20 protein-coding genes are annotated in these 24,511 nt (G+C 67.2%); 1 reads left to right on the top strand and 19 read right to left on the bottom strand.

Annotation, left to right across the window (positions count from 1 at the left end):
- Positions 1-3 precede the first annotated feature (3 nt).
- From EMQ25_RS15695 to EMQ25_RS15620, 16 genes are all read right to left on the bottom strand, one after another.
- Positions 4-1,800, bottom strand: coding sequence for a hypothetical protein (locus tag EMQ25_RS15695; RefSeq protein WP_127189555.1), 1,797 nt, complete (start codon positions 1,798-1,800; stop codon positions 4-6).
- Positions 1,801-1,887: 87 nt separating this feature from the next.
- A complete protein-coding gene (locus EMQ25_RS15690) occupies positions 1,888-2,523 on the bottom strand; it encodes a peroxiredoxin (RefSeq protein WP_127189554.1) in 636 nt (211 codons plus the stop codon).
- Positions 2,524-2,677: 154 nt separating this feature from the next.
- The gene (locus tag EMQ25_RS15685) at positions 2,678-4,129 is read right to left on the bottom strand and encodes an aldehyde dehydrogenase (protein WP_127189553.1); all 1,452 of its coding nucleotides are present in this window, start codon (positions 4,127-4,129) and stop codon (positions 2,678-2,680) included.
- A 31-nt stretch (positions 4,130-4,160) separates the two neighbouring features.
- Positions 4,161-4,772: an FMN reductase gene (gene msuE / locus EMQ25_RS15680; protein WP_127189552.1), complete on the bottom strand. Its 612-nt coding sequence runs from the start codon at positions 4,770-4,772 to the stop codon at positions 4,161-4,163.
- A gap of 84 nt (positions 4,773-4,856) precedes the next feature.
- Entirely contained in the window at positions 4,857-5,276 is a 420-nt protein-coding gene (locus EMQ25_RS15675) for a VOC family protein (RefSeq protein ID WP_127189551.1), read from the bottom strand.
- Positions 5,269-6,534, bottom strand: a complete 1,266-nt coding sequence (locus tag EMQ25_RS15670; RefSeq protein WP_127189550.1) for an RNA polymerase sigma factor — start codon at positions 6,532-6,534, stop codon at positions 5,269-5,271. Before EMQ25_RS15670 ends, EMQ25_RS15675 begins: the two co-directional genes overlap by 8 nt.
- Complete coding sequence (locus EMQ25_RS15665; RefSeq protein ID WP_127189549.1) at positions 6,531-6,923, bottom strand: YciI family protein; 393 nt, start codon at positions 6,921-6,923, stop codon at positions 6,531-6,533. The genes EMQ25_RS15670 and EMQ25_RS15665 overlap by 4 nt, the downstream gene beginning before the upstream one ends.
- A gap of 76 nt (positions 6,924-6,999) precedes the next feature.
- Positions 7,000-9,147, bottom strand: coding sequence for a methylmalonyl-CoA mutase (scpA, locus tag EMQ25_RS15660; RefSeq protein ID WP_127189548.1), 2,148 nt, complete (start codon positions 9,145-9,147; stop codon positions 7,000-7,002).
- The gene (locus EMQ25_RS15655) at positions 9,144-11,123 is read right to left on the bottom strand and encodes an acetyl-CoA carboxylase biotin carboxylase subunit (RefSeq protein ID WP_127189547.1); all 1,980 of its coding nucleotides are present in this window, start codon (positions 11,121-11,123) and stop codon (positions 9,144-9,146) included. The genes scpA and EMQ25_RS15655 overlap by 4 nt, the downstream gene beginning before the upstream one ends.
- A complete protein-coding gene (locus EMQ25_RS18545) occupies positions 11,120-11,575 on the bottom strand; it encodes an endonuclease domain-containing protein (RefSeq protein WP_127189546.1) in 456 nt (151 codons plus the stop codon). The genes EMQ25_RS15655 and EMQ25_RS18545 overlap by 4 nt, the downstream gene beginning before the upstream one ends.
- A gap of 80 nt (positions 11,576-11,655) precedes the next feature.
- Complete coding sequence (locus EMQ25_RS15645; RefSeq protein WP_127189545.1) at positions 11,656-13,188, bottom strand: acyl-CoA carboxylase subunit beta; 1,533 nt, start codon at positions 13,186-13,188, stop codon at positions 11,656-11,658.
- Positions 13,189-13,256: 68 nt separating this feature from the next.
- Positions 13,257-14,924, bottom strand: coding sequence for an electron transfer flavoprotein-ubiquinone oxidoreductase (locus tag EMQ25_RS15640; protein WP_127189544.1), 1,668 nt, complete (start codon positions 14,922-14,924; stop codon positions 13,257-13,259).
- A gap of 57 nt (positions 14,925-14,981) precedes the next feature.
- Entirely contained in the window at positions 14,982-15,695 is a 714-nt protein-coding gene (locus EMQ25_RS15635) for an SDR family NAD(P)-dependent oxidoreductase (protein WP_127189543.1), read from the bottom strand.
- 60 nt (positions 15,696-15,755) lie between these two features.
- Positions 15,756-16,076, bottom strand: coding sequence for a hypothetical protein (locus EMQ25_RS15630; protein ID WP_127189542.1), 321 nt, complete (start codon positions 16,074-16,076; stop codon positions 15,756-15,758).
- A 25-nt stretch (positions 16,077-16,101) separates the two neighbouring features.
- Positions 16,102-18,393, bottom strand: a complete 2,292-nt coding sequence (locus tag EMQ25_RS15625; protein ID WP_158626109.1) for an AI-2E family transporter — start codon at positions 18,391-18,393, stop codon at positions 16,102-16,104.
- Positions 18,394-18,603: 210 nt separating this feature from the next.
- A complete protein-coding gene (locus tag EMQ25_RS15620; RefSeq protein ID WP_127189540.1) occupies positions 18,604-18,798 on the bottom strand; it encodes a hypothetical protein in 195 nt (64 codons plus the stop codon).
- 169 nt (positions 18,799-18,967) lie between these two features.
- Here EMQ25_RS15620 and EMQ25_RS15615 point away from each other — a divergent pair, with 169 nt between their 5' ends.
- The gene (locus EMQ25_RS15615) at positions 18,968-20,224 is read left to right on the top strand and encodes an AGE family epimerase/isomerase (RefSeq protein ID WP_127189539.1); all 1,257 of its coding nucleotides are present in this window, start codon (positions 18,968-18,970) and stop codon (positions 20,222-20,224) included.
- A 57-nt stretch (positions 20,225-20,281) separates the two neighbouring features.
- Here EMQ25_RS15615 and EMQ25_RS15610 read toward each other — a convergent pair whose 3' ends face one another.
- The 3 genes from EMQ25_RS15610 to EMQ25_RS15600 form a co-directional block, all read right to left on the bottom strand.
- Entirely contained in the window at positions 20,282-20,986 is a 705-nt protein-coding gene (locus EMQ25_RS15610; protein WP_127189538.1) for an orotate phosphoribosyltransferase, read from the bottom strand.
- 28 nt (positions 20,987-21,014) lie between these two features.
- Positions 21,015-22,052, bottom strand: coding sequence for a dihydroorotase (gene pyrC, locus EMQ25_RS15605; protein ID WP_127189537.1), 1,038 nt, complete (start codon positions 22,050-22,052; stop codon positions 21,015-21,017).
- Positions 22,053-22,612: 560 nt separating this feature from the next.
- Positions 22,613-24,499 carry an extracellular solute-binding protein gene (locus EMQ25_RS15600; RefSeq protein ID WP_127189536.1) on the bottom strand — a complete coding sequence of 629 codons (1,887 nt, stop codon included), beginning with the start codon at positions 24,497-24,499 and terminating at the stop codon, positions 22,613-22,615.
- Between the last annotated feature and the right edge of the window lie 12 nt (positions 24,500-24,511).

Here is a 24,511-nt window from a genome sequence, read left to right as displayed (position 1 = left end):
GCCTCAGGGCCGCACGGGATAGATCTCGAGCGGCCCGTCTCCAATCCTCGGCCCGATCCACTCGGGCAGTGCCCCCTCCCGCCAGAGCGCGAGGAAACTTGCTTCGTCTACCCCTGCCTGCGCGCGCAGTTCGGGCATGGCCGGGCAGAGGACAATGAAGTCGATCCCGCGCCGGGCGAGCATCTCGCGGCCCTCGGCGAGCGGCGTCCTCCAGAAATTGAGCGTATCGAGCACGCCCTCGCCATTGCGGTGATAGGGCGCCGCCACCACCCCATGCGCGGTATGGGCGAGCACATGCGCCCCCAGATCCGTCGGCGCCAGCAGCCGCGCCGGCGCGATCGCAGTGAGCGCGGTGAAAGCAGTCTCGATCAGGCATGCCCGCCGGTCGGGCCGCGCCTCGCCGCCCGCAGCCGGCGCCGCCGCGATCCGCCGCTCGACGACCCGCGTGAGGCTCGATAATCCGGTCCCGGTGAACGCGAGGATCGAGACCCCGAGCACCAGCACCGCCAGCGGCTTCAGCCGCGCGCCCGCGATCCGCGCCGTCATCATCACGATCAGCGCCGCCCCCGCCGGCACGACCAGCGGCGCGAGGAGCCGCGCCCCGCGCACCTGCACGACCATGACGGTAAAGGCGACCGCCAGGAAGACGAGCATCACGAACCATCTCTCGCGCGCCGCGCCATCCCCGCGCGTCACCCCCCATGCCGCAACCCCGAGCGCGACGATCCCGGGCACCGTGATCGCGACGAGATAGGGGGCGAGCGTCCCCATGCTCTCCCAGATCGGCCGCGCCTCGAGAATGCGGTCGATCCAGTTGGCAACGAGCCAGGGATCGACATTGCCATAGGGGCCCGCAAGGCAGGCCGGATAGGCCGCCAGCAGGCCAAAGACGAGCGCCCCTCCCGTCACCGCGCCGAAGGCGAGCCGTTGCCATGCCCGCCAGTCCCGGGTCCAGGACGCCGCGGCAAGGCAGAACACCGCCCCGACCCCGATCGCCGCGAGCGCGTAAAAGGGCGAGATCATGTCGCAGGCCGGCTCCAGCCACCGCCCCGGCGGCCGCGCCAGCATCAGATGCCCGACCGTCCCCAGCGCAAAGGCGAGCCCGAACCCCGCCATCGCCCGTCCGTGCCGCGGCGCGTGGACCCACAGAAGCCCGATCGCGACGATGCCCGCCGCGATCCCCGGCAACGCCTCGGTGCCGATGGCGAGCCCTGTCGCCGCCGCGAGGCCCGCGACCCAGCCCAGCGCCGGCCGCTCGACCGCCGCCACCAGCGCCCCTGCCATCACGACGAGCAGGATCATCTGCACCCCGTGATGGTCGAGCCGGCCGGGGCTGAATTCTGTGGTGATAGCGGGCGAAAAGAGCGGCAGGATCAGCGCAAGCCAGAGCGCCTCCCGCCCCGCGAGCAGCAGCGTCAGCCGCGCGAGCACCGAGAGGAAAAGTCCGTAGAGCAGGATCGGCCAGATGAAGGCCAGCGCCGTCTCCGCCCCTGCGCCCGCGATCGGCCTCAGGAGCAGGAGGAGCCCCGCCATTGGCAGGTCGACCAGCCGCGACCAGTGAATCTCCGCCCCGAACGGCACGTTGAGCCGGTGCTGGACGAGATCGTACCAGCCCTGCCCGCCTAGAAAATCGCGCATGACGACGAGGCGCATCGCATCGTCGCTGTCCGACAGCAGCGGCACCTGGCCCAGAAGCGCCAGCGGCCGCCAGCCGAGCAGCACCGCGCCCAGAAGGTAGAGCGCAAAAAAGACGAGGCCTTCGCGCCCCGCCCGCCCGTCCCTCTGCCGCGCCTCGCCCATCCGCCCTCCGGCCGAAAAGGCTCTTCTAGCAGGATCGGCTTAAGAGGGCCGAAACGAAAACGGGGCGGTCACCCGCCCCGTCCCATCCTAGCGTCCCGGCTGCGGCACGATGCGCAGATAGGGCTTCTTCTCTGTCCAGCCGCCGGGGAATTTCTCGCGCGCCTGCTCGTTGGAGACGGCCGGCACGATGATCACGTCCTCGCCATCCTTCCAGTTCACCGGCGTCGCCACCTGGTGCTTGGCGGTCAGCTGCAGGCTGTCGATCACGCGCAGCACCTCGTCGAAATTCCGGCCCGTCGAGGCGGGATATTCGATCTTGAGCTTGATCTTCTTGTCCGGCCCGACGACGAACACCGACCGCACGGTCAGCGTGTCGTTGGCATTGGGGTGGATCATTTCGTATTTCCGCGCGATCTCGCCGCTCGTATCGGCGATCAGCGGGAAGTTGAGCGCGGTCCCCTGGGTCTCCTCGATGTCGGCGGCCCAGCCGGCGTGATTGTCGAGCGCATCGACCGAAAGACCCAGCACCTTCACGCCCCGCTTGTCGAATTCGGGCTTCAGCTTGGCGGTATAGCCGAGCTCGGTGGTGCAGACCGGGGTGAAGTTCTTGGGGTGCGAGAACAGCACCGCCCAGTGCCCGTCGATATAATCGTGAAAGCGGATATGGCCTTCGGTGGTCTCGGCCTCGAAGTCGGGCGCGATGTCGCCGATCAGAACTGGCATCTTGGTCTCCTTTTCAAGCCCGCGGGCTTTGGTCTGGGCTCAACATATGGACCGGGGCGGTGCGCCTCCAGCCCCGCAAGCCGGAATTGTTTTGCGTCGCGTCGGGCCGTCGCGACACGGCTTTGCCACGGCCGCGCCCGCTCGGGCAAAGGGCTCAGAACGGGTAGTGGATCGGCCTCTCCTGGAGCGTGATCCAGCGCAGATCGGTGAACTCGGCAATCCCGAAGCGGCCGCCGAACCGGCCGAAGCCCGAGGCCTTCACCCCGCCGAACGGCATCTGCGCCTCGTCATGCACGGTCGGCCCGTTGACGTGGCAGATGCCGGACTGGATGCGCCGCGCTACTCCCAGCGCCCGCGCGCTGTCGCGCCCGAAGACCGCGGCGGCGAGCCCGTATTCGGTGTCGTTGGCAATCCGGATGGCATCCTCGGTGTCGGCAGCCCGCACGATCGTAACGAGCGGCCCGAAGCTCTCCTCGCCATAGACCTTCATCTTTGGGGTGACCCCGTCGATCACCGTCGCATCCATCAGAACGCCCGAAATCGTGCCGCCGGTGAGGATCCGCGCCCCCTGCTGCCTGGCATCTTCAACCAGTGCCGCGATCCGGTCCGCCGCCGATTTGCCGACCAGCGCCCCGAGCGGGCCCGGCCCCGTCGCGGGGTCGATGGCCTTCAGTGTCTTCGCCTTCGCCACGAGCTTTTTCACCAGCGCATCGGCGATCTTTTCGTCCACGACGACCCGTTCGGTCGACATGCAGATCTGGCCCTGGTTGAGGAAGGCCCCGAAGGCGATCGCCGAAACCGCCGCGTCGAGGTCCGCATCATCGAGCACGACGAGCGGCGCCTTGCCGCCGAGCTCGAGCAGCGCCGGCTTCAGATGCCGCCCCGCCAGCGCCCCGATGATCCGGCCGACCCGCGTCGAGCCCGTGAAATTGACCCGCCGCACCGCATTGTGGGCGATCAGGGCCTCGACGATCCCTTCGGCCGCGTCGGGCGCATGGGAGATCGCGTTCAACACGCCTTTGGGCAGACCTGCCGCGATCAGCACTTTGACGATCAGTCCCTGCGTGAGGGGACAGGTCTCGGAAAGCTTCATGACGACGCTGTTGCCGCAGGCGAGCGGAGCGGCGAGCGCGCGCACCCCGAGGATCACCGGCGCGTTCCATGGGGCAATCGCGAGCACGACGCCGGCGGGCTGGCGCACGGCCATCGCAAGACTGCCGGCGCGGTTCGAGGGGATCACCTCTCCGCCCATCGCCGTTGCGAGCCCCGCCGCCTCGCGCAGCATCTCGGCGGCAAGCGATACGTTGAAGCGCGCCCAGCCCTCGGTCGCCCCGATCTCCTCGCGCATGAGCGTGACGAACCGATCGGCTTCCGCCTCGAGCCCGGAGGCTGCCGCGAGCAGCACCGCGCGGCGTTTTGCGGGCGGCGTTTCGGCCCATTGGGGAAATGCCCGCCCGGCCGCATCGGCCGCCGCGATCGCGTCGGCCACCCCTGCCGCCGCCGCACGGCTCGCCACTGCGCCCGTCACCGGATTGATGCGCGCAAAGCTCTTCCCGCTTTGGGCGGGCACGGTTTCGTTGTCGATAAAAAGGCCCTGCACCTCCATTGGCGCGCTCCCTTCTGGCTGGTCGGTTGGGTCAGCCCTTGAGCCGCACGATGTTGTCGCCGTCAGCGGCCGCGCCCGGCGCGGCCTTGCGGATCGGCGAGAGGCAGGCGAGGGCAGCGGCCTGCCGCGCGGCAAGCTCGATCCGCGCCAGAATGCCGGGGTCGGTCTGGCCGAACTCCTCGTCGAAGCTTGCGTCCTCGGCATAGACCGAGACCGGAATGGTCAGCGCGCCGAAAAAGCCGAAGAGAGGGCGCATCTGGTGTTCGACCATCAGTGCATGGCGCTGCCCGCCGCCGGTCGCGGCCACCACCACGGGCGTTTCGGCCAGCGCATGCATGTCGACGAGATCGAAGAAATGCTTGAAGAGCCCGGTATAGGAGCCCTTGTAGACCGGGCTTGCGGCGATGAGGATGTCGGCTTTTTCCACCGCTTCGATGGCGCGGCGCGCCTGCGGGTCGAGCTGGTCGCGCGCATAGGCGGCGCCGAGCCCGTGGCCTGCATCGACCAGGTCGATCTGGATGAGATCGGCATCGACATGGCGCGCCGCATGCTGCCCGATCAGGCCCGCCAGCGCCCGGGAGCGCGAGGGCCTGCGGGTGTTGGCGGAAAAGGCGACGATGCTCAGCGGCCGGGGAGGGGTCATGGCAGGCTCCTTTCCTGCCAGATAGGCGTCGGCACGCCCGCCCGCAAGGGCGCGTGCGCCGACGCAGTGTTCGCTGGATAGGCCTCAGCCGGCCTTTTGCGGCGTTGATCCGATCGACCATACGATCCCGTAGGGGTCGCGCAGATGCCCGTAATAATCGCCCCAGAATTCGAGCTTGTAGGGCATCACCACGGTAAAGCCGGCCGCCACGGCGCGGTCCCACCACATCTGCCCGTCTTCCACCTGCAGATGCATGACGTAGCCGGCAGGCGGCACGTGCGGCGCGCCATATTCGGGAAACGCGTCGTTGAGGATGATCGGGCCGCCATTGATCATTATCATGCAGTGCATCAGCCGCTTGCCGTCATCGGCCGGCATTCTGGCGATGATCTCGCCCCCCAGCGCCTTGACGTAGAGGTCTGCCGCCGCGTTGGCGTCGGACGGGACGAGGTTCGGCGTCACCCCCGGCATGGGAATGACGGCCTGTGTCGGAAGATCAGTCATTTCGCGTTTCCTCCAGTTGCGGACGGGCCAGGTTCAGCCGGTCCAGGTGAAGTCGGATATGGGCGGCTTCGGCCGGCGTGCCGGCAAGCGCGATGGCCCGGTCGAAGGCGGTGCGCGCCTCTTCAGGGCGCCCGAGCTCGGCGAGCAGTCCTCCCCGGAGCCCGTGGTAGTGGAAATAGGTGTCGAGCCGGTCCCCCAGCGTCTCGACAAGGGCGAGCGCCGCCGCGGGTCCCTCGCATTTGGCGATCGCGACTGCGCGGTTGAGCGTCACGACGGGGGAGGGCTCGAGCCGTTCGAGCCCCTGATAAAGCAGCGCGATCTCGGCCCAGTCGGTGTCTTCGGCGCGTTGGGCCCGCGCATGCAGCGCCGCGATTGCGGCCTTGAGGAGGTAGGGCCCCGGCCGGCGGTGGCGCATCGCCTTGTCGATCAGCGCCAGCCCTTCCCCGATCATGTCCTTGTCCCAGAGCCGCCGGTCCTGCGCCTCGAGCAGCACGATCGCGCCATCGGCATCGAACCGCGCCCCGATCCGGGCATGCTGGAGCACCATGAGCGCGGTCAGTCCCATGATTTCGGGCTCGGCCGGAAAGAGCTTCAGCAGGAGGCGCGCGAGCCGGATCGCCTCGTCGCAAAGCCGCGCCTTGCCGGGCGTGCTTGCTGCAGAATACCCTTCGTTGAAGAGCAGATAGAGCATCGCCGCGACCGCCGCGAGCCGCTCGGCTCGCGCGATCGCATCGGGAGGCTCGAAATCCGCCGATCCCGCCCCAATCCGCGCCTTGGCGCGGGTGATGCGCTGCTCCATCGCCGCTTCGGAAACGAGGAAGGCACGCGCGATCTCTCTGACCGACAGCCCCGACACGATGCGCAGCGCCAGCGCGATCTGCTGGGTCGCGGGCAGGTCGGGATGGCAGCAGATGAAGAGGAGCCTCAGGATGTCGTCGCGATACTGGCTGCCGTCGATGCGTTCGGCGATGGCCCCCTCGGCATCCTCGAGGTCCGAGATCACCTCCTCGGGCGGCAGCGCGGTGGTGCGGGCACGCTTGCGCACCGCATCGATCCCGGCATTGCGCCCTACGAAGATGAGCCAGGCCGCCGTGTCGCGCGGCGGCCCGTTCTTCGGCCAGTTGGTGAGCGCCCTGAGGCTGGCTTCCTGAAAGGCCTCCTCGGCGCTGTCGAGGTCGCGGAAATAGCGCATGAGCGCGCCGATCGCCTGGGGGCGGGCAGACCGGATGGCCTTTTCGATCCAGGCGATGTCGGTCATCCGAGCGCCTTGCCGCGAAACCCTTCGGGCGCGGGCTTGAAAATGCGCAGCGGGCGGATCTCATAGGCCCCGCCGCCGGGATTGGCGATGGCAAGCTCTCGGGTCGCCGCAATGGCGTCCTCGAGCGACTCGCAATCGAGGACGAAAAACCCCAGGAACTGCTCCTTGGTTTCGGCGAACGGGCCATCGAGCACGATCTGCTCATTGCCGCTCTTGCGCAGGGTGGTGGCGGCGGTCGTGTTCATCAGCCGCGCCACCGGGCCGAGCTTGCCCTTTTGCGCAAGCCCGTCCTCGACCGCGCCGAGCTGGGCCATTACCCTGTCGTCCTCGGCCTTGCTCCAGCTCCCGACGGCGTCTTCGGAATTGTAGCACAAAATGGCGTAAAGCATCGGTCCCGGGCTCCTCTGGTCTAAGGACGAAGAAGCCCCAGCCTATCCGACAGCCGCAGGGAAAAAAATCGAGGCCTTACCGGTTGGGCAGGCGCTCCTCGAAATGATCGAGGATGGCGGCGGCGCTTTCGAGCACATTGCTGCCCGGCCCGAAGATCTCGAGCACCCCCGCCTCGCGCAGCGCCGCGTAATCCTCCGCGGGGATCACCCCGCCCGCGAACACCCGCACATGTCCGAGCGCCATCGCCTCGAGCGCATCGATCAGTTCGGGCAGGAGCGTCAGGTGACCGGCCGCGAGCGAGGAGACCCCGATCGCATCCACCCGCAGCCGTCCCGCCTCAGCCGCCACCTCCGGCGCCGTCTCGAAAAGCGCACCCATATGGACGGTGAAGCCGAGGTCGGCGAAGGCCGATCCGATCACCCGCGCTCCCCGGTCGTGACCGTCCTGACCCATCTTGGCGACGAGGATCGAGGGTGGCCGACCCCGCCTTGCTGTAATTTGTGCAATTCTGGATGAAATTTCATCGAATTCCGCGTCTCCAACAAAGCGCTCGGCAAAGACACCCGTGACGAGCGGAGCGTCCGCCTGGTGCCGCCCGAAGACGGTCTCGAGCGCCGCCGAAATTTCCCCCAGCGTCGCCCGCGCCCGCGCCGCCTCGATCGCCGCGGCCAGCAGATTGCCCTCGTCCTTGGCCGCATATTCGGTCAGCGCCGCCAGCATGGACTGGCACCGCGCCTCGTCCCGCGCCGTCCGCAGCCTTTCGAGCCGGCCGACCTGCCGCGCCCGCACGCGCGCATTGTCGATCTGCCTTATCTCAACGTTTTCAACGTCTTCGACCCGGTATCGATTGACCCCGACGATCACCTCCTCGCCCTTGTCGATGCCCGCCTGCCGCGCGGTCGCCGCCCGCTCGATCGCCGCCTTGGGCGTTCCCGCCTGCACCGCCCTTACCATGCCGCCCGCCGCTTCGATCTCCTCGATCATGGCGCGGGCGCGCCCCACGAGGTCGGCCGTCAGCGCCTCGATATAGTAGGAGCCCCCAAGCGGATCCACGACATCGGTCACCCGCGATTCATGCTGCAAGATCAATTGCGTATTGCGCGCGATGCGCGAGGAGAACTCGGTGGGCAGCGCGATCGCCTCGTCGAAGGAATTGGTATGCAGGCTCTGCGTCCCGCCCAGCACCGCCGCCAGGGCCTCGAGCGTCGTGCGAACGACATTGTTGTGCGGATCCTGCTCGGTGAGCGAAACGCCGGAGGTCTGGCAATGGGTCCGGAGCATCAGGGAGCGCGCGTCCTTCGCGCCCAGCCCCGTCATGATCTCCGCCCAGAGCGTGCGCGCCGCCCGGAGCTTGGCGATCTCGAGGAAGAAATTCATTCCGATGCCGAAAAAGAAGCTCAGCCGCGGCGCGAACCGGTCGATATCGAGCCCCCGCGCCATTGCGCAGCGCACATATTCGATCCCGTCCGCCAGCGTATAGGCCAGCTCCTGCACCGCCGTCGCCCCGGCCTCGTGCATGTGATAGCCCGAAATCGAGATCGAGTTGAACCGGGGCATGTGCCGTTCCAGATGCACCATCACGTCCCCCACGATCCGCATCGAGGGCTCGGGCGGGTAGATATAGGTGTTGCGGACCATGAACTCCTTGAGGATGTCGTTCTGGATGGTGCCCTGCAGCGCCTCCTGGGGCACGCCCTGCTCCTCGGCCGCGACGATGAACATGGCGAGCACCGGCAGCACCGCGCCGTTCATCGTCATGGAAACGCTGACATTTCCGAGCGGAATGCCGTCAAAGAGCGCCTTCATGTCCTCGACGCTGTCGATCGCGACGCCGGCCTTGCCGACATCCCCGGCAACTCGCGGATGGTCGCTGTCATAGCCCCGGTGGGTCGCAAGGTCGAAGGCGACCGAGAGCCCCTTCTGCCCGCGTTCGAGCGCCTGCCGGTAGAAGGCGTTGGACTCCTCGGCGGTCGAGAACCCGGCATATTGACGGATCGTCCAGGGCCGGTTGGCGTACATCGTCGCCCTAATGCCGCGCGTGAACGGCGCTTGCCCCGGCAGCGCGTCGGCCGCCTCCCCGGGCACGTCCCCGGCAAAATAGACCGGCCGGACCTCCATTTCGCCATAGCGCCGGTCGAGCGTTTCGGGCGAAACCGTGCCGAGTTCGGCTTTAGCAAGCTCTGCCCAGTCCTCGAATGTCGCGGGGCGAACGGGCTTGCTCATGAGACCGCCTCGAATTCGAGAATGACCGCATCCACCGCGAGCACGTCGCCTGCGCTCGCATGGACCGCCCCGATCCGTGCGCGCCGTTCGGCAAGAAGGACGTTCTCCATCTTCATCGCCTCGACGATGGCGAGGGGCTCGCCCGGCTCGACGAGATCGCCCGTCGCCACCGAGAGCCGCATGAGCTGGCCGGGCATGGGGCAGAGGAGGAACCGGCTGAGATCGGGCGCGGCGCGCTTCGGCATCAGGGGCAGGAGGTCGGCGATGTGCGGGGGATAGACCCCGATCTCCAGATCATACCCCCGGTGGCGCAGCCGGACCCCGCCCGTGCGCCTCTCGATCCGCGCCGTCACCATGGCTCCGCCAATCTCCGCGCTGATCAGCCGGTCGCCGGGCCGAAACCCCGATAGGACGGACAGGGGCTCGCCGGTCCCGTCGTCGATCAGCATGCCGCCCTCGATCGGCTCGCAGGAGAGATCGAAGCGCTCTTCTCCGAGGATCACCGCCCGCCTGCCGGCGCTGGGCGCGTCGCCCCGCTGCTCATTTTTCAGCACCGCAAAGGCTGCAAGCGCGAGGAGCGGCCGCATGCGGTCCGGATCCGGCTCTGGGCCAGTGAACCCGTCCGGATAGCGCTCGGCGAGAAAGGCAGTGCTGATCTCGCCCTGCTTGAAGCCTCCGTCCTCGAGAATGCTCGACAGCAGCGGCAGATTGTTGCCCACCCCCTCGATCTCGAACTGGTCGAGCGCGCCCGCCAGCGTCTCGATCGCTTCCTCGCGGTTACGCGCCCAGCCGCAGAGCTTGGCGATCATCGGGTCGTAATGGGGCGAAATCTCCGCGCCCTCGAAGACGCCCGTGTCGTTGCGCACGAGCCGTTTGATCTGGGCGACCTGCGCGGGCGGCCGGTAGCGCACGAGCCTGCCGGTCGAGGGCAGATTGTCCCGATAGGGGTCTTCGGCATAGACGCGCGCCTCGAGCGCCCAGCCATTGAGCACCACATCGTCCTGTCCGATGGGCAGCTTCTCCCCGCATGCGATCCGGATCATCAGTTCCACGAGGTCGAGGCCGGTGACGAGCTCGGTCACCGGATGCTCGACCTGAAGCCGCGTATTCATTTCGAGAAAGAAGAAATTCCCGCTCGCATCGACGATGAACTCGACCGTGCCCGCGCTCTGATAACCGACCGCGCGGGCGAGCGCGACGGCACGCGCCCCCATATCCGTCCTGAGCGCGGCATCGACGAAGGGGCTCGGCGCCTCCTCGATCACCTTCTGGTTGCGCCTCTGGATCGAGCATTCCCGTTCGCCCAGATGGATGACATTGCCATGGGCGTCCGCGAGCACCTGGATCTCGATATGGCGCGGCCGCTCGATATATTTCTCGATGAAGATCCGCTCGTCCCCGAACGCCGGTCGCGCTTCCGAGCGGGCCCGCTCGAACCCTTCGCGCGCCTCCGCCGCGTTCCGGGCGATGCGCATGCCCTTGCCGCCGCCGCCTGCCGAGGCCTTGATCATCACCGGATAGCCGATCTCGGCGGCAATCGCTTCGGCTTGTGCGCCATCGGCAACGAGGTCCATATGCCCCGGCACGGTGGGCACGCCGGCCCGCGCGGCGATCTCCTTGGAGGTGATCTTGTCGCCCATCGCCGCAATCGCGCCCGGCGGCGGGCCGACGAAAACGATGCCCGCCTCGGCAAGCGCTTCGGGAAATTCGGGATTTTCCGAAAGGAAGCCATAGCCGGGATGAACCGCCTCCGCGCCCGTCTGCCGACACGCCTCGAGGAGGGCAGGGATCGACAGATAGCTCTCCCGCGCCGGGGCGGGCCCGATCCGCACGGCCTCGTCGGCCATCGCGACATGCAGGCTTTCCCGGTCCGCATCCGAATAGACCGCGATGGTGCGCAACCCCATCCGCCGCGCCGTCGCCATGATCCGGCAGGCGATCTCGCCGCGATTGGCGATGAGGAGGGATTTGATCATCGGCGGAGGTCTTTCGTTGCCAGCAACAGTTCAGCCCGGCCCGCATCCGCACGATCGGACACCCTCCCCCTCGTGGGGAGGGATGGGGAGGGGGGCCTCCGGAGACCCGTCGGGGGACGGCTGGTCAGAACCTCCGCGATCCTCGCGAAAACCCCATCAGGCGATTCCCGAAGATCGGTGTTGGAGAAATGCAGCACCGTGTAGCCGTCGGCCTCCAACGCAGCATCCCGCCGCGCGTCGCGGGCAAGTCCTGCGCCGCTATAGTGGCTGTCACCATCGACCTCGATGATGAGGCGGGCATGATGGCAGGCGAAATCAGCCACGTATGGTCCGATCGGCGCTTGCTTGCGGAAGTGGTAGCCGCCCGTTCGGAATGGATGCAGAAGCCGCCACATGCGAAGTTCGGCCGAGCTTGGCGCACGACGGAGCGCTCTGGCGTGTTCACTGTTCATGGCTCACCCCCTCCCCATCCCTCCCCACAAGGGGGAGGGTGCTGACCCTGTGCCGTGGCAAAAAACAGTGCCCCGGCCCCTCACAGCGGAATGTTCCCATGCTTCTTCCTCGGCCCCGCAACAATCTTGCCACGTAGCGTCGAGAAGGCGCCGATGAGGCGCCGGCGGGTGTTGTGGGGCATGATCACGTCGTCGATGAACCCGCGTTCGGCGGCGATGAAGGGGTTGGCGAAGCGCGCCTCGTATTCGGCCGTGCGCTGGGCAAGCGCCTCGGCATCCCCCTTTTCGGAGCGATAGAGGATCTCGGCAGCCCCCTTCGCGCCCATCACGGCGATTTCCGCGCTCGGCCAGGCATAGTTGACGTCGGCGCGGATGTGCTTTGAGGCCATCACGTCATAGGCCCCGCCATAGGCCTTCCGGGTGATCAGCGTCACCTTGGGCACGCTCGCCTCGGCATAGGCAAAAAGGAGCTTCGCCCCGTGCTTGATGATGCCCCCATGCTCCTGGGCGACCCCGGGCAGGAAGCCGGGCACGTCGACCAGCGTCAGGATCGGGATCTCGAAGCTGTCGCAGAAGCGGATGAAGCGCGCCGCCTTCCTGCTCGCATTGATGTCGAGGCAACCCGCGAGCACCAGCGGCTGGTTGGCGACGACCCCGATCGTCTCCCCTTCGAGCCGGATGAAGCCGGTCAGGATGTTGCCCGCATGGGCCTTGCCCAGTTCGAGGAACTCCTCTTCGTCGGCGAGCCGGACGATGAGCTCGCTCATGTCATAGGGCGTGCTCGGCGAGGCCGGCACCAGCGTGTCGAGCGCGGGCTCCTGCCTCGTCGCGGGATCGGTGGTTTCCCGCCGCGGCGCCTTTTCTCCCGCGCGCGAGGGCAGATAGTCCAGAAGCCGCCGCGTTTCGAGTAGCGCCTCGATGTCATTGGCAAAGCTGGCATCGGCGACCGAGGAGATGCGGGTATGGGTGCTCGCCCCGCCCAGTTCCTCATGGGTCACGATTTCGTTGGTCACGGTCCTGACGACATCGGGGCCGGTCACGAACATGTAGCTCGTCCCCTCGACCATGTAGGTGAAATCCGTCATCGCCGGCGAATAGACCGCGCCGCCTGCGCAGGGGCCCATGATCACCGAAATCTGGGGCACTGCGCCCGAAGCCTGCACGTTCCGCCAGAAGACCTCGGCATACCCCCCGAGCGAGGCCACGCCCTCCTGAATGCGGGCGCCGCCAGAATCGTTGAGCCCGATGATCGGTGCCCCGTTCTGCAGCGCCAGATCCATGATCTTGCAGATCTTTTCGGCATGGGTTTCGCTGAGCGACCCCCCGAACACGGTAAAATCCTGGGAAAAGACGTAAACCAGCCGCCCCCCGATCCTGCCCCAGCCGGTTACCACCCCGTCGCCGGGCACGCGGGTCTCCGCCATGCCGAAATCGGTGGCCCTGTGGGTAACGAAGAGCCCGTATTCCTCGAAGCTGCCGGGGTCGAGCAGCACCTCGAGCCGCTCGCGCGCCGTCAGCTTGCCCTTTTCGTGCTGGGTCGCGATGCGCGCGGGGCCGCCTCCTGCGCGGGCCGCCCGGCGGCGGGCCTCAAGTGCGTCGATGATCTGCTGCATGCGCCCTCGCCGAACCTCTCCTTTCAAAGAGATAGCACCGCGCGGCCCCGTCATAAACAGTCGAGGCGTCAGAGCCCCGCATAGTTCGGGCCGCCGCCGCCCTCGGGCGGCACCCAGTCGATATTGCCGTTCGGATCCTTGATGTCGCAGGTCTTGCAGTGCACGCAATTGGAAGCGTTGATCTGGTAGCGCGGGCCGTCCGGCCCCTCGATCCATTCATAGACCCCCGCCGGACAATAGCGCGTCGAGGGCCCCGCATAGACGTCGTGCTCGGAGCGTTTGTGGAGCGCCATGTCGCGCACGAGCAGGTGCACCTTCTGGTCCTCGCCATGGGCGGTGTTCGAAACGAAGACCGAGCTCAACCGGTCAAAGCTCACGACGCCGTCGGGCTTGGGATAGGCGATGGGGCGGTGACGCGCGGCAGGCTCGAGCGCTGCGGCATCGGGGCCGGCGTGATGGAGCGTGCCGAGCGGCGAACGGCCCAGCAGCGTCCGGCACCACATGTCCGCACCCGCCGCCGCGACGCCCCAGACCGTGCCGAGCCGCGACCAGAGCGGTTTCACATTGCGCACCGGTCCCAGTTCGCGCCCGATCGGGCCCTTGCGCCAGCCCCGCTCGAAGCTGTCGAGCCGATCGTGCCGCCGCCCTTCGGCGAGCGCGCCCACCACTGCGTCGGCCGCCTCGATGCCCGAGAGCATGGCGGTATGCGATCCCTTGATGCGCGGCACGTTCATGAACCCGGCCGCGCATCCGATCAGCGCCCCGCCCGGAAAGACGAGTTCGGGCACCGATTGCAGCCCCCCCTCGGTCAGCGCCCGCGCGCCATAGCCGAGCCGCCGCCCACCCTTGAGCACCGGCGCGATGGCGCTATGGGTCTTGAAGCGCTGGAATTCCTCGAAGGGCGAGAGATAGGGGTTCTTGTAGTCGAGATGGACGACATACCCCACCGACACCCGGTTGTCGGCAAGGTGATAGAGAAAGCCGCCGCCCCCCACTCCGGTGCCGAGCGGCCAGCCCATGAAATGCTCGACCCGGCCCGGGTTGTGCCGGGCGGGCTCCACCTCCCAGAGCTCCTTGAGCCCGAGGCCGTATTTCTGCGGGTCGCGGTCCTTGTCGAGCCCGTACCGGGCAATCAATTGCTTCGAGAGCGAGCCGCGCGCCCCCTCCGCAAAGAGCACATAGGCGGCGTGAAGCTCCATGCCCGCCATGAAATCGGGGCCGGGCGTGCCCTCGCGCGTTCTGCCCATGTCGCCCGTCGCGACCCCGACCACGCGCCCCTCCTCGTCAAAGAGGATCTCGCTCGCGGGAAAGCCCGGATAGATCTCGACCCCGAGCGCCTGGGCTTTCTCGGCGAGCCATGCGGCGATCCGCCCGAGCGAGCCCACATAGCAGCCATGGTTCGACATCAGGGGCGGCAGGAGCGCCTGGGGGATGCCGATGGCGCGCGTTTCGGTGAGCCATGAAAACCGGTCCGTCGTGACCTCCGTTTCGAGCGGATGCCCCGCCTCGCTGCGCCAGCCGGGCAGCAGCGCGTCGATCCCGACCGGATCGATCACCACCCCCGAAAGCACGTGCGCGCCGATCTCGGCGCCCTTTTCGAGCAGCACCACCGATCGCTCCGGGGCGAGCTGCTTGATGCGGATCGCGGCGGAAAGCCCCGCCGGGCCGCCCCCCACGATCACCACGTCGAATTCCATGGCTTCGCGGTCGGGTCGGTGTGAAGCGCTCAATCTCATGCTCCGAAGGCGGGGGAATGAGAGCCTTTATCGGCATAGAGAGAGCACGGGGCAAGCTCAGAACGGTATCGGCTCGCCCTGATTGTCGAGGAAGGCCCCGCTCTGTTCGGGTCCGACCGCGTCGATGACCTTCAAAAGACGCGTCGCGGCATCGGCGGGGGTGAGCACGTCGAGATGGCGGCGCGCAAAACTCGCCGAAAGCCGCGTCTCGACCGTCCCGGGATGAAGCGCGACGCAAATGGCTTCCGGCGCGCGTCGGCGCAGCTCCACCGATGCGGTTCGCACCAGCTGGTTGAGCGCAGCCTTGGCTGCCCGGTAGCTGTACCAGCCGCCCAGCCGATTGTCCGAAATGCTGCCGACCCGGGCCGAAAGCGTCGCAAAGACCGCCTTGCCCTCGCGCGGCAGCAGCGGCAGGAAATGCTTCATGAGCAGCGCCGGCCCGATGGCGTTGACGGCGAACGAACGGGCCATATGCGCGCCGTCGATCTGCCCGAGGCTCTTTTCGGGCTCGAAGCCGTCGCCATGCAAAAACCCCGTCGCATCGAGAACGAGACGGGGCTTTGCGTCCAGAAGCGCGATCTCGGCAGCGGCCGAAGCGATGCTGCGCTCGTCGAGGAGGTCGAGGGCCGGGCTGCTATTGCGGCCGAGCGCGACGATCCGGGAGAAGCGCCCGTGCGCTTCGAGCGCCGAAAAAAGCGCGCTGCCGATCCCGCCGCTCGCGCCGATAACGATCGCGCTTGCCGGGCCACTTCCGAAGGGTGTCTCTGTCATGGGCTGGATACGCCGACATCCTGCGCCCGGTTCAGTTCTCCTCCAGAGCCTGACCGGCCCCTATCGGCGCGCGGCCAGAAGGCTCGCAACGAGCGCGACGACGCCGATGGCGACGATCGCCGGCACGGGGTCGCGCTGCACGGCCGAGCCGGCCCGCCTTGCCTCGCGCCCGGCCCGCGCCAGCGCCTTGCCGCCCTGGCGGCTCACCTGGCTTGCGAAATCCGATGCATGGTCGAGCGCGTCTGCCCCATAGGCCTGAACCGCGTCGGCGAGCGCGGCCATGTCGTGGCGGATCTCGCCCAGGCGGTCTTCCATCTCATGGCGGCTGCTGCGGGTCTGCCGGTTGACCCGGCGGGCGATCTTTTCGATCGAATAGGACATGCTGACGCTCCGTTGGCTTGGTTCCTCAATCAACCCGCGTTAACCGCTTCTGGTTCCTCGGGGGCCCATCGGCGCGCCCAAGAGCGAGCCCTGCGAGGGTGTCGGCCTCCTCGAGGAGCGCTTCGGCATCCTCCGAGCCGAACTTGCGCGCCGCATGGTCGAAGATCGCGAGGCTCGCGATCACCCGGCCGTCCTCGATCAGGGGAGCCGCAGCAAAGAAGTGCAACCCGTTCTCGATGAGGAAGGGGTCCGTGCGATAGGCCGCATGCTCGGCGACGTCCGGCACGGCCAGCACCGCGCGTTCGGGGGAGACGGCGTCGGGCAGGAAGGTGGGGGCGTCGGTGTCTTCGCCGAGGCTCTCTCCGGCGAGCGTCAGAAGCGCGAACTGCGCGTCGAAACGGTCGGCGACCCCGTTGATGAAGTTCCCAAGCGTCTCGGCGGCCGCCGGATCGATCTTGAGCCGCTGCAGCGCCATGCCGAGTTGCTCCACCGCCGGGGCGAGCGCCGGGGTCTCTGCGGCAAGGGCGAGCCAGCCCTCGACCTGTCCTTCGGCTTCCCCGAGCGAAAAGGCGACCGCGTCGACGGGCACGTCGTCGCCCCGATAGGCGTCGTCGCGGCTTTCCCCGGCAGAGAGGAGGCACGCGAGGATCCTGAGGCCCGGCGCCTGGCGCCGCAGGCGGCGCACCGCATAACGCATCTGCGCGCGCGGCTGGGTGCCGAGATAGCAGATGACGACGATATCGGTCTCATCGAGCCCGAGCTGCCCGATGCCTTCGGGCCGCAGCGCCACGGGCGGCATGACGAGAGTGGTGACGTTGGGCCGGCGCAGGATCTGTGCGGCCATCTCGGCGGCAGCGGCGTCGAGCTCGGTCTTGCCCCCGACGCAGACGATCCGCGCCGCCCGAAGTTCGGGGCGCTCGGGCGCATTGTCGTCAAGATCCTCGAGTTCCCCGACGAGCAGTTCGAGCCCATCCACCAGCACCCGGCGATGGGCAAGATCGGTGACGTTGCGGTCCCTGTCCATCTCGGCCAGCCGCAGCATCGGCACGGCGACGCTGTCGTAGAAGGTCTGCAGCGTGCCCTTTTCGAGATGATCCTCGGCGATCTCGATCGCCTCCTCGCCATTGCCCGCCATCAGCCGCTGGTAGAGCCGCTCTTCGGGGGCCAGCACCGGTTCGCTGCCGAGCAGGATCTGGAGGAACTGCAATTGCGGTACATACTGGCCCATCACCACGAGGCAGACCGTCAGCGGCGTCGCGAGGATGAGCCCGATCGGCCCCCAGAGGCTCGCCCAGAACATGGCCGCGACGATCACCGCCAGCGCCGACATGCCGGTGCTGTTGCCGTAGAGGCGCGGTTCGATGGCGTTGGTCGCAAAGACCTCGAGCGCAATGAAGAGGGCGAGCGTCCAGAGCAGCATCGACCAGCCCGGATCGACCGCAAAGGCGAGCGCCATCGGGATCGCCGCGGCGATGATCGTGCCGACGAAGGGGATGTAGCGAAAGAGCGTCGAGAGCAGGCCCCAGAGAATGGCGTTGGGCACGCCGATGAACCAGAGCCCGAGCCCGAAAAGCACGCCATAGGCGGTGTTCATCCCGAGCTGCACCAGCAGATAGCGGCTGACGCGCTTGCCGGCCTCGTTGATGACGATGGTTGAGGTTCTGAGATCGCCCCGGCTGACGAGCTTGAGGAACCGGTCGCGCAAATCCTCGCGCTCGAGCAGCAGGAAGATCACGAAGACGAGGACGATGGCCGCTGTAGCGAGGGGGCCGAGCAGCGCCCCCAGAAAGGCCTGCACCGCCGCGATCGGCGAGATCGGCGCGTTCGAGATGGTCACGGGGATCGGCGTATCGCGCAGGGCCTCGGCTTCGAGCTCTCCGGTCGCCTGCGTCGCGGCGTCGCCGATGCGCTGTATGGCGCTCAGCATGCGCTCCACCACCTGGCCGCCGGCCGCCGTCTCGCGCAGCGCCTCGACCTTGCCCGCAATGGTCATCTGATAGGCCGGCAGGTCCGCGGCGAGCCGCGCCAGCTGCGTCACGATCAGATAGCCGATGCCGGCCACCGCCACGGCCGCAAGGCTCACCGCCAGCAGCACCGCAACGATGTGGGGCAGGCGCAGGCGGCGGAGGAACCGCACGACCGGCGCGAGCGCAAAGGTCAGGAGCACCGCCAGCACCAGCGGCACGAAGATCGAGGCGCCGACATAAAGGGCGCCGATCAGGACGATGATCATGCCGGCCGTGACAAGAGGATTGCCCGCATTGGCGGGCGGGGGCGGCGGGGCGATCACCGGGTCGGCCATCGGGGTGTCTTTCACATGGCCGCTCATGCGGCGCGTCGCTCGTAAACAGATATCGAAACCGAACGTTCCACGCGAGGGCCGGCGCACAAGTAAAAAGGCCGGCTCCATCCTGGGGGGAGGATGGCGCCGGCCTTGAGGTCTCGTCCTGCCGCGGGGGGGAGCGACGGCGAACTGGCTACTTGGTCTCCGGTCTTGGCTGCCGGAGTTGAAGAAGGGGCCCGGGGTCTATTGCCCGGCGGGCGCGACGTCCACATTCACCGCCGGGACATCGACAGCAACGCTGCCGCCCGATCCGCCGAATGTGCCGTTGAAGTAGAGGAAGGCAAGGACGATCAGCAGGACCGCTGCGATGCCGCCGGCAATGGCGAGGCCGCTTCCGCCGCCACGATCCACGACGACCGTTTCACGATGCTCGACCATTTTGCTTGCTTCCTCGATGGCGTTGTCGGGCTAACAATCCGTGGGTCGGGCGTTGGTTCCAAACTGTGATTGAAGCCTGCGCCCGGCGCTCAACCGGCTTGAGCGGCGCGAAACTTCTGCCCATGATGGCGCTCCTGCGGCACGCGCCATCCAATCCAAGAGCACGATCATGACCACCCCGCCCGCCTTCACCCCTGCCAATGCGGCGCCCTGGCAGGGGCGCCCCTATCACCGCCAGTGGCTGCGGGCCCAGGCCGATAGCCTCTTTGATTTCTTCCAGGCGGGGGCGATCAACCCCAAGGGCGGCTTTTTCGACCTCGATCGGGCCGGTCGTCCGGTCGATCCGCAAAACGGCCTGCGCCAGATCCACGCCACCGCGCGCATGGTGCACTGCTTTACCATCGGCAGCCTGCTGGGGCGGCCGGGCAGCGACGAGATCGTCGATCATGGCCTCGCCTATCTCTGGGGCACGCATCGGGACGAGACCCATGGCGGCTACATGTGGTCGCTCGACGATGACGGCCCGCGCGATGACACCAAGCAGGCCTATGGTCACGCCTTCGTGCTGCTCGCCGCCTCTGGCGGCAAGATCCTCGGCCATCCGCTTGCCTACCGCCTCCTCGCCGACATCACCGAAGTGCTCGAAACCCGCTTCTGGGACGAGGGCCATGGCGCGGTACGGGAGGAGTTTCGCCGCGACTGGTCCGAGATCGGCCCCTATCGCGGGCAGAACTCCAACATGCACCTGACCGAAGCCCTGATGGCCGCCTTCGAGGCGACCGGCGAGCGGCATTATCTCGACAAGGCCGAGCGCATCGCCGACCTCATCATCAACCGCCACGCCCGCGCGCTCGACTTCCGCGTTGCCGAGCATTTCGATGAGAACTGGGTGCTCGACCGCGACTATCGGGGCGCCGACATGTTCCGTCCTGCCGGCTCCACCCCGGGCCACTGGCTCGAATGGTCGCGGCTCCTGCTCCAGCTCTGGGTGCTCGGCGGGCGGACGGTCTCCTGGCTTCCCGAGGCGGCCGAGAGCCTCTTTGCCCAGGCCGTCACCATCGGCTGGGACCATGCCCATGGCGGCTTCTACTATACGCTCGACTGGGAGAGCCGCCCCGCGCTCACCGACAAGCTCTGGTGGCCGGTCAATGAGGGGATCGGGGCCACCGCCTTCCTCAACGCGCATCGCCCGAGCGCGGTCCATGAGGGCTGGTATCGCCGGCTCTGGGATTTCTCGGCCAATCACCTGCTCGATACCGAGCATGGCGGCTGGCACCCCGAACTGTCCGAAACCCTCGCGGTCGCGCAGCGCCTCTTTACCGGCAAGCCCGACATCTATCATGCGCTCCAAGCGTGCCTGATCCCGCTCTTTCCCGCCGAAGGCAGCCTCACCCGCGTCATCCCCGAGGCAAAGGGCGCGCTCTAGCGCAAGAAAAAGGGCGGCCACGCGCGGGCCGCCCTTTCGAAAGTCCCCGCGAAAGGCCTATTCCGCCTTCTGCGCGAAATCCGAGATCCCGCCATGGGCCGCCGACCACGGGGCGGGATTGCGGAGGAAACTCTCGACCTCGCGCAGCACACCCGGATCGAAATGCGTGCTCGCCCGCGCCGCTTCCAGCACGTCCCACCAGGTGACGAGATAGTGGAGCTCGATACCGATCTCCTTCATCGTCTCCCGGCTGCCCGAGAAGATGTCGTAGAAAAAGAGCACGAAGCAGTGCTCCACGGTGAGTTCGGCCTTGCGCAGCGCATCGGCGAAATGAACCTTCGAGCGTCCGTCGGTCGCCAGATCCTCAACGAGCAGGACCCTCTGGCCCGGCACCACATTGCCCTCGATCTGCGCATTGCGCCCAAAGCCCTTTGGCTTCTTGCGCACATATTGCATGGGCAGCGACAGCCGGTCCGCGATCCACGCGGCAAACGGAATGCCCGCCGTCTCCCCGCCCGCCACCACGTCGAGCGATTCATACCCGATCTCGGACACGATGGTGCGCGCCGCGAAATCCATCAGCCCCGAGCGCAGGCGCGGATAGGAGATCAGCTTGCGGCAATCGGTATAGACCGGGCTCGCCCAGCCCGAGGTGAAGATGAAGGGCTTTTCGGCGTTGAACTGGATCGCGCCGACCTCGAGCAGCATGCGTGCGGTCTGGGCGGCTATGGCCTTCTTGTCGGCCGATGCGGGCAGGCTCATGTTCTCTGTCTCCTGATCGGATTGGGTCCTATTGGCTGGCCTCGATCCAGTCAACCGAGCCGCCTCCGAAGAGCGGCACGAGTTCACCCTCGCCGGTGGCAATAGTCGCGGGCACGGGGGTGGCGCGCTCCTCATAGGTCACCCGCGCCTCATTGGGCGCGCGCCCGTAAAAGGCCGGTCCGTTGAGGCTTGCAAAGGCCTCGAACCGGTCGAGCGCATCCTCCTCGGCAAAGACCTTGAGGTAGGCCCCGATCGCCACCGGGGCGCTGAACACGCCCGCGCACCCGCAATCGGCTTCCTTGAGGTGGCGCAGATGGGGCGCGGTGTCGGTGCCGAGGAAATAGTTGGAACGCCCGCTCGTCGCGGCCTTGCGCAGCGCCTCTTGATGCTCGGCGCGCTTCAAGATGGGCAGGCAGAACATGTGCGGGCGCAGGCCCCCCGCAAAAAGCGCGTTGCGGTTGTAGAGCAGGTGCTGCGGGGTGATCGTCGCGCCCATCCGGTCCGGATGCTCGGCGACGAGCTCCGCGCCCTGGCGCGTGGTGATGTGTTCCATCACCACCCTCAGCGTCGGGAATCGCTCGAGCGTGGGGATCAGCACCTCGTCGACAAACCCCTTCTCCCGGTCGAAGATATCCACTTCGGGCCGCGTGATCTCGCCATGGGTCAGAAGCGGCATCCCCGCATCGGCCATCGCCCCGAGCACCCCGTCTATGGCGCGGATCGAGGAGACGCCATGGGCCGAATTGGTCGTTGCGTGCGCCGGATAGAGCTTTGCCGCCGCAAAGAGCCCCTCCCTGAACCCGGCAATGAGGTCCGCGGGGTCCGTGTGATCGGTGAGGTAGCAGGTCATCAGCGGGGTGAAATCGGCGTCCTGCGGCACCGCCGCAACGATCCGGTCGCGATAGGCGCTGGCGCTCGCCCGATCCGTCACCGGCGGCACGAGATTGGGCATCACGATCGCCCGCCCGAACGCGCGCGCGGTATGGGGCACCACCGTTTCGAGCATCGCCCCGTCGCGGAAATGGACATGCCAGTCATCGGGGCGGCGGAAAGTAAGGCGGCGCATCGTCAAGCTCTCGGCAAGGGGCAGGATGGCGTCCCTCTCGCACAGATGACGCCCCTTGGCCAGAACCGGCCTCACCTCTGCAGCATTCCCCTCCACCGAAACCTGCAGTCGTCCCCCTTCTCCCCTTGTGGGAGAAGGTGGATCGCGCGAAGCGCGAGACGGATGAGGGGACTGAGATCGTGCGGCGTCATCAATGAAAGACCCGCCCCATCGCAGCCCCCTCATCCGGCGCTGCGCGCCACCTTCTCCCACAAGGGGAGAAGGGATCCCGACTGAGACGTCATGCGTAAGGATAGAGGCCTACTTCTAGCCCCGATCTGCCGTCACCACCGGGCACATCCCGAGCGGAGAGGGCAGCCGCACGCAGGCCCGGTACTTGCGTTGCCTTCCACCAGCACAAGAGCTGCAGTCGTCCTCCTTCTCCCCTTGTGGGAGAAGGTGCCCCGAAGGGGCGGATGAGGGGACTGTGATGGTGCGGGACAAGCACTAAAGGCGCGCTCAGATGGCAGCCCCCTAATCCGGGGCGGACGAACGCCCGCCCCCCGCACCCAAAGAAACCCCTATCGACCGCCGGTCGCTGCGGCCTTGGCGTCGTCGTACCACCAGATCGAGGGGAAGCCGATGGCGTATTCGGGCAGTTCCTCGGGGTGGCTGAAGCGGTTCCAGTAGGCGATCCGCGCGCTGCCCGCGGTATAGGTCGGCACGACGAAATGATTGTGCAGCAGCACCCGGTCGAGCGCCCGCGTCGCCGCGATCAGCGTTTCGCGGTCATCGGCGAAGATCACCCGGTTGATCAGCTGGTCGATCCCCGGATCGGCGACGCCCAGATAGTTCGAGGAATCGCCCTCGGCCGAGGAGGAGCCCCACATGAAGCGCTGCTCGTTGCCCGGGGAGAGCGACTGCCCCCAGCGCTCATAGACCATCTCGAAATCGCGCGAGCGCAGCCGGTTGAGATATTGCGCGGGGTCCGCGGCGAGCGTCCGGATCGTGGCGTTGATGCCGATGGCCTGCAGATTGGTCTGGAAGGCCGTGATCATCGGCTCGAGGATCGGGTTGTCGATCAGGATCTCGAAGCCGAATTGCTGGCCGTTGGCGTCCACCAGCCGGTTGCCCTCGAGCGTATAACCCGCTTCCGAAAAGAGCCGCAGCGCCTCGCGCAGATTGGCGCGCAGCTGCGTCTGATCCCCGCCCACCGGATTGGTGTAGACCTCGGTGAAGACGCTTTCCGGCACGAGGTCCCGGACCGATTCGAGGATTTCGAGCTCCTCGCCCTCGGGCAGGCCCGAAGAGGCGAGTTCGGTCCCGAAGAAATAGGAATCGATGCGCCGGTACTGCTCGTAAAAGAGCGTCTGGTTCAGCGTCTCGAAATCATAGGCATAGTTCAGCGCCTCGCGCACGCGCGGGTCCTGGAATTTCTCGAGCCTCAGATTGGGCACGAAGCCAAAGAGGATGCCCGAGCTGCGGAACGGGTTCTCGTAGGTTTCGCGGATGATCCGGCCTTCGGTAACCGCGGGAATCTCGTAGCCCGTGGCCCAGCGCCGGGCGATGGCTTCCTGCCAGAAGTCGAACTGGTCGCCCTTGAACGCCTCGAAGCGCACCGTCTCGTCGCGATAATAGGTGTAGCGCATCTCGTTGAAATTGTTGGTGCCGACATTGACCGGCTTGTCGGCCCCCCAATAGTCCTCGACCCGCTCGAAGGCGACCGACCGGCCGGCGGTGAACCTCGCGATGCGATAGGGGCCCGAGCCCAGCGGCGGTTCGAGGGTGGAGGCGCCGATATTGCGCTGCTGGCCGTTGGCGCCCGTTCCCTCCCACCAGTGCTGCGGCATGACCAGAACCTGCCCCATGATGTGCGGCAGCTCGCGATTGCCCGCCTCATCGAAGGTGAAGGTCACTTCGCGTTCCCCGGTCACCTCGGCCGAAACCACGTTCTGGTAGTAATTGGCCATGTTGGGGTTGAGCTCGACCATTTTCTCGAAGGACCATTTGACGTCCTCGGCGGTCACCGGTTCCCCGTCGTGCCAGCGCGCATCGGGGTCGAGCCTGAAGGTCACGGACGAATAGTCGGCCGGATAGCGGAAGGCCTCGGCGATCAGCCCGTACTGGGTCGAAACCTCATCGAGCGACGAGGTCATCAGCGTCTCGTAGACGAGCCCGAGCCCGGCGGCAGGCTCGCCGGCTGGCAGGATGGGGTTGAAGGTGTCAAAGCCGCCCGACGCCGACAGGCGCAGCACGCCGCCCTTGGGCGCGTCCGGATTCACATAGTCGAAATGGGGAAAGCCTTCGGCATATTTCGGTTCGTCGATGAGCGAGGTGCCGAAGAGCCAGGTGTCGGCATGGGCCTCGTCGGCCATGTCGGGAGGCGGGGCCGCCTCCTGGCTCAGCAGCGGGCCGGTCAGCGCGAGCGTCGCGCCGAGGGCGAGGACCAGTCGGGACAAGGGTTTCATCACTGCGCTCTC

The organism is Arsenicitalea aurantiaca, from assembly GCF_003994485.1.
GTDB lineage: Bacteria > Pseudomonadota > Alphaproteobacteria > Rhizobiales > Devosiaceae > Arsenicitalea > Arsenicitalea aurantiaca.
This window is presented reverse-complemented; position numbering and strand designations above follow the sequence as displayed.

What these genes read in the sequence shown, in the direction of transcription:
- EMQ25_RS15610 (WP_127189538.1), bottom strand. Translation starts at nt 20,986, where the DNA reads ATGAGCCTGCCCGCATCGGCCGACAAGAAGGCCATAGCCGCCCAGACC.
- EMQ25_RS15665 (WP_127189549.1), bottom strand. Translation starts at nt 6,923, where the DNA reads ATGCTTTACGCCATTTTGTGCTACAATTCCGAAGACGCCGTCGGGAGC.
- scpA (WP_127189548.1), bottom strand. Translation starts at nt 9,147, where the DNA reads ATGAGCAAGCCCGTTCGCCCCGCGACATTCGAGGACTGGGCAGAGCTT.
- EMQ25_RS15640 (WP_127189544.1), bottom strand. Translation starts at nt 14,924, where the DNA reads ATGAGATTGAGCGCTTCACACCGACCCGACCGCGAAGCCATGGAATTC.
- EMQ25_RS15690 (WP_127189554.1), bottom strand. Translation starts at nt 2,523, where the DNA reads ATGCCAGTTCTGATCGGCGACATCGCGCCCGACTTCGAGGCCGAGACC.
- EMQ25_RS15675 (WP_127189551.1), bottom strand. Translation starts at nt 5,276, where the DNA reads ATGACTGATCTTCCGACACAGGCCGTCATTCCCATGCCGGGGGTGACG.
- EMQ25_RS15620 (WP_127189540.1), bottom strand. Translation starts at nt 18,798, where the DNA reads ATGGTCGAGCATCGTGAAACGGTCGTCGTGGATCGTGGCGGCGGAAGC.
- msuE (WP_127189552.1), bottom strand. Translation starts at nt 4,772, where the DNA reads ATGACCCCTCCCCGGCCGCTGAGCATCGTCGCCTTTTCCGCCAACACC.
- pyrC (WP_127189537.1), bottom strand. Translation starts at nt 22,052, where the DNA reads ATGCGCCGCCTTACTTTCCGCCGCCCCGATGACTGGCATGTCCATTTC.
- EMQ25_RS15655 (WP_127189547.1), bottom strand. Translation starts at nt 11,123, where the DNA reads ATGATCAAATCCCTCCTCATCGCCAATCGCGGCGAGATCGCCTGCCGG.
- EMQ25_RS15600 (WP_127189536.1), bottom strand. Translation starts at nt 24,499, where the DNA reads ATGAAACCCTTGTCCCGACTGGTCCTCGCCCTCGGCGCGACGCTCGCG.
- EMQ25_RS15630 (WP_127189542.1), bottom strand. Translation starts at nt 16,076, where the DNA reads ATGTCCTATTCGATCGAAAAGATCGCCCGCCGGGTCAACCGGCAGACC.
- EMQ25_RS15645 (WP_127189545.1), bottom strand. Translation starts at nt 13,188, where the DNA reads ATGCAGCAGATCATCGACGCACTTGAGGCCCGCCGCCGGGCGGCCCGC.
- EMQ25_RS15635 (WP_127189543.1), bottom strand. Translation starts at nt 15,695, where the DNA reads ATGACAGAGACACCCTTCGGAAGTGGCCCGGCAAGCGCGATCGTTATC.
- EMQ25_RS15670 (WP_127189550.1), bottom strand. Translation starts at nt 6,534, where the DNA reads ATGACCGACATCGCCTGGATCGAAAAGGCCATCCGGTCTGCCCGCCCC.
- EMQ25_RS15615 (WP_127189539.1), top strand. Translation starts at nt 18,968, where the DNA reads ATGACCACCCCGCCCGCCTTCACCCCTGCCAATGCGGCGCCCTGGCAG.
- EMQ25_RS15685 (WP_127189553.1), bottom strand. Translation starts at nt 4,129, where the DNA reads ATGGAGGTGCAGGGCCTTTTTATCGACAACGAAACCGTGCCCGCCCAA.
- EMQ25_RS18545 (WP_127189546.1), bottom strand. Translation starts at nt 11,575, where the DNA reads ATGAACAGTGAACACGCCAGAGCGCTCCGTCGTGCGCCAAGCTCGGCC.
- EMQ25_RS15695 (WP_127189555.1), bottom strand. Translation starts at nt 1,800, where the DNA reads ATGGGCGAGGCGCGGCAGAGGGACGGGCGGGCGGGGCGCGAAGGCCTC.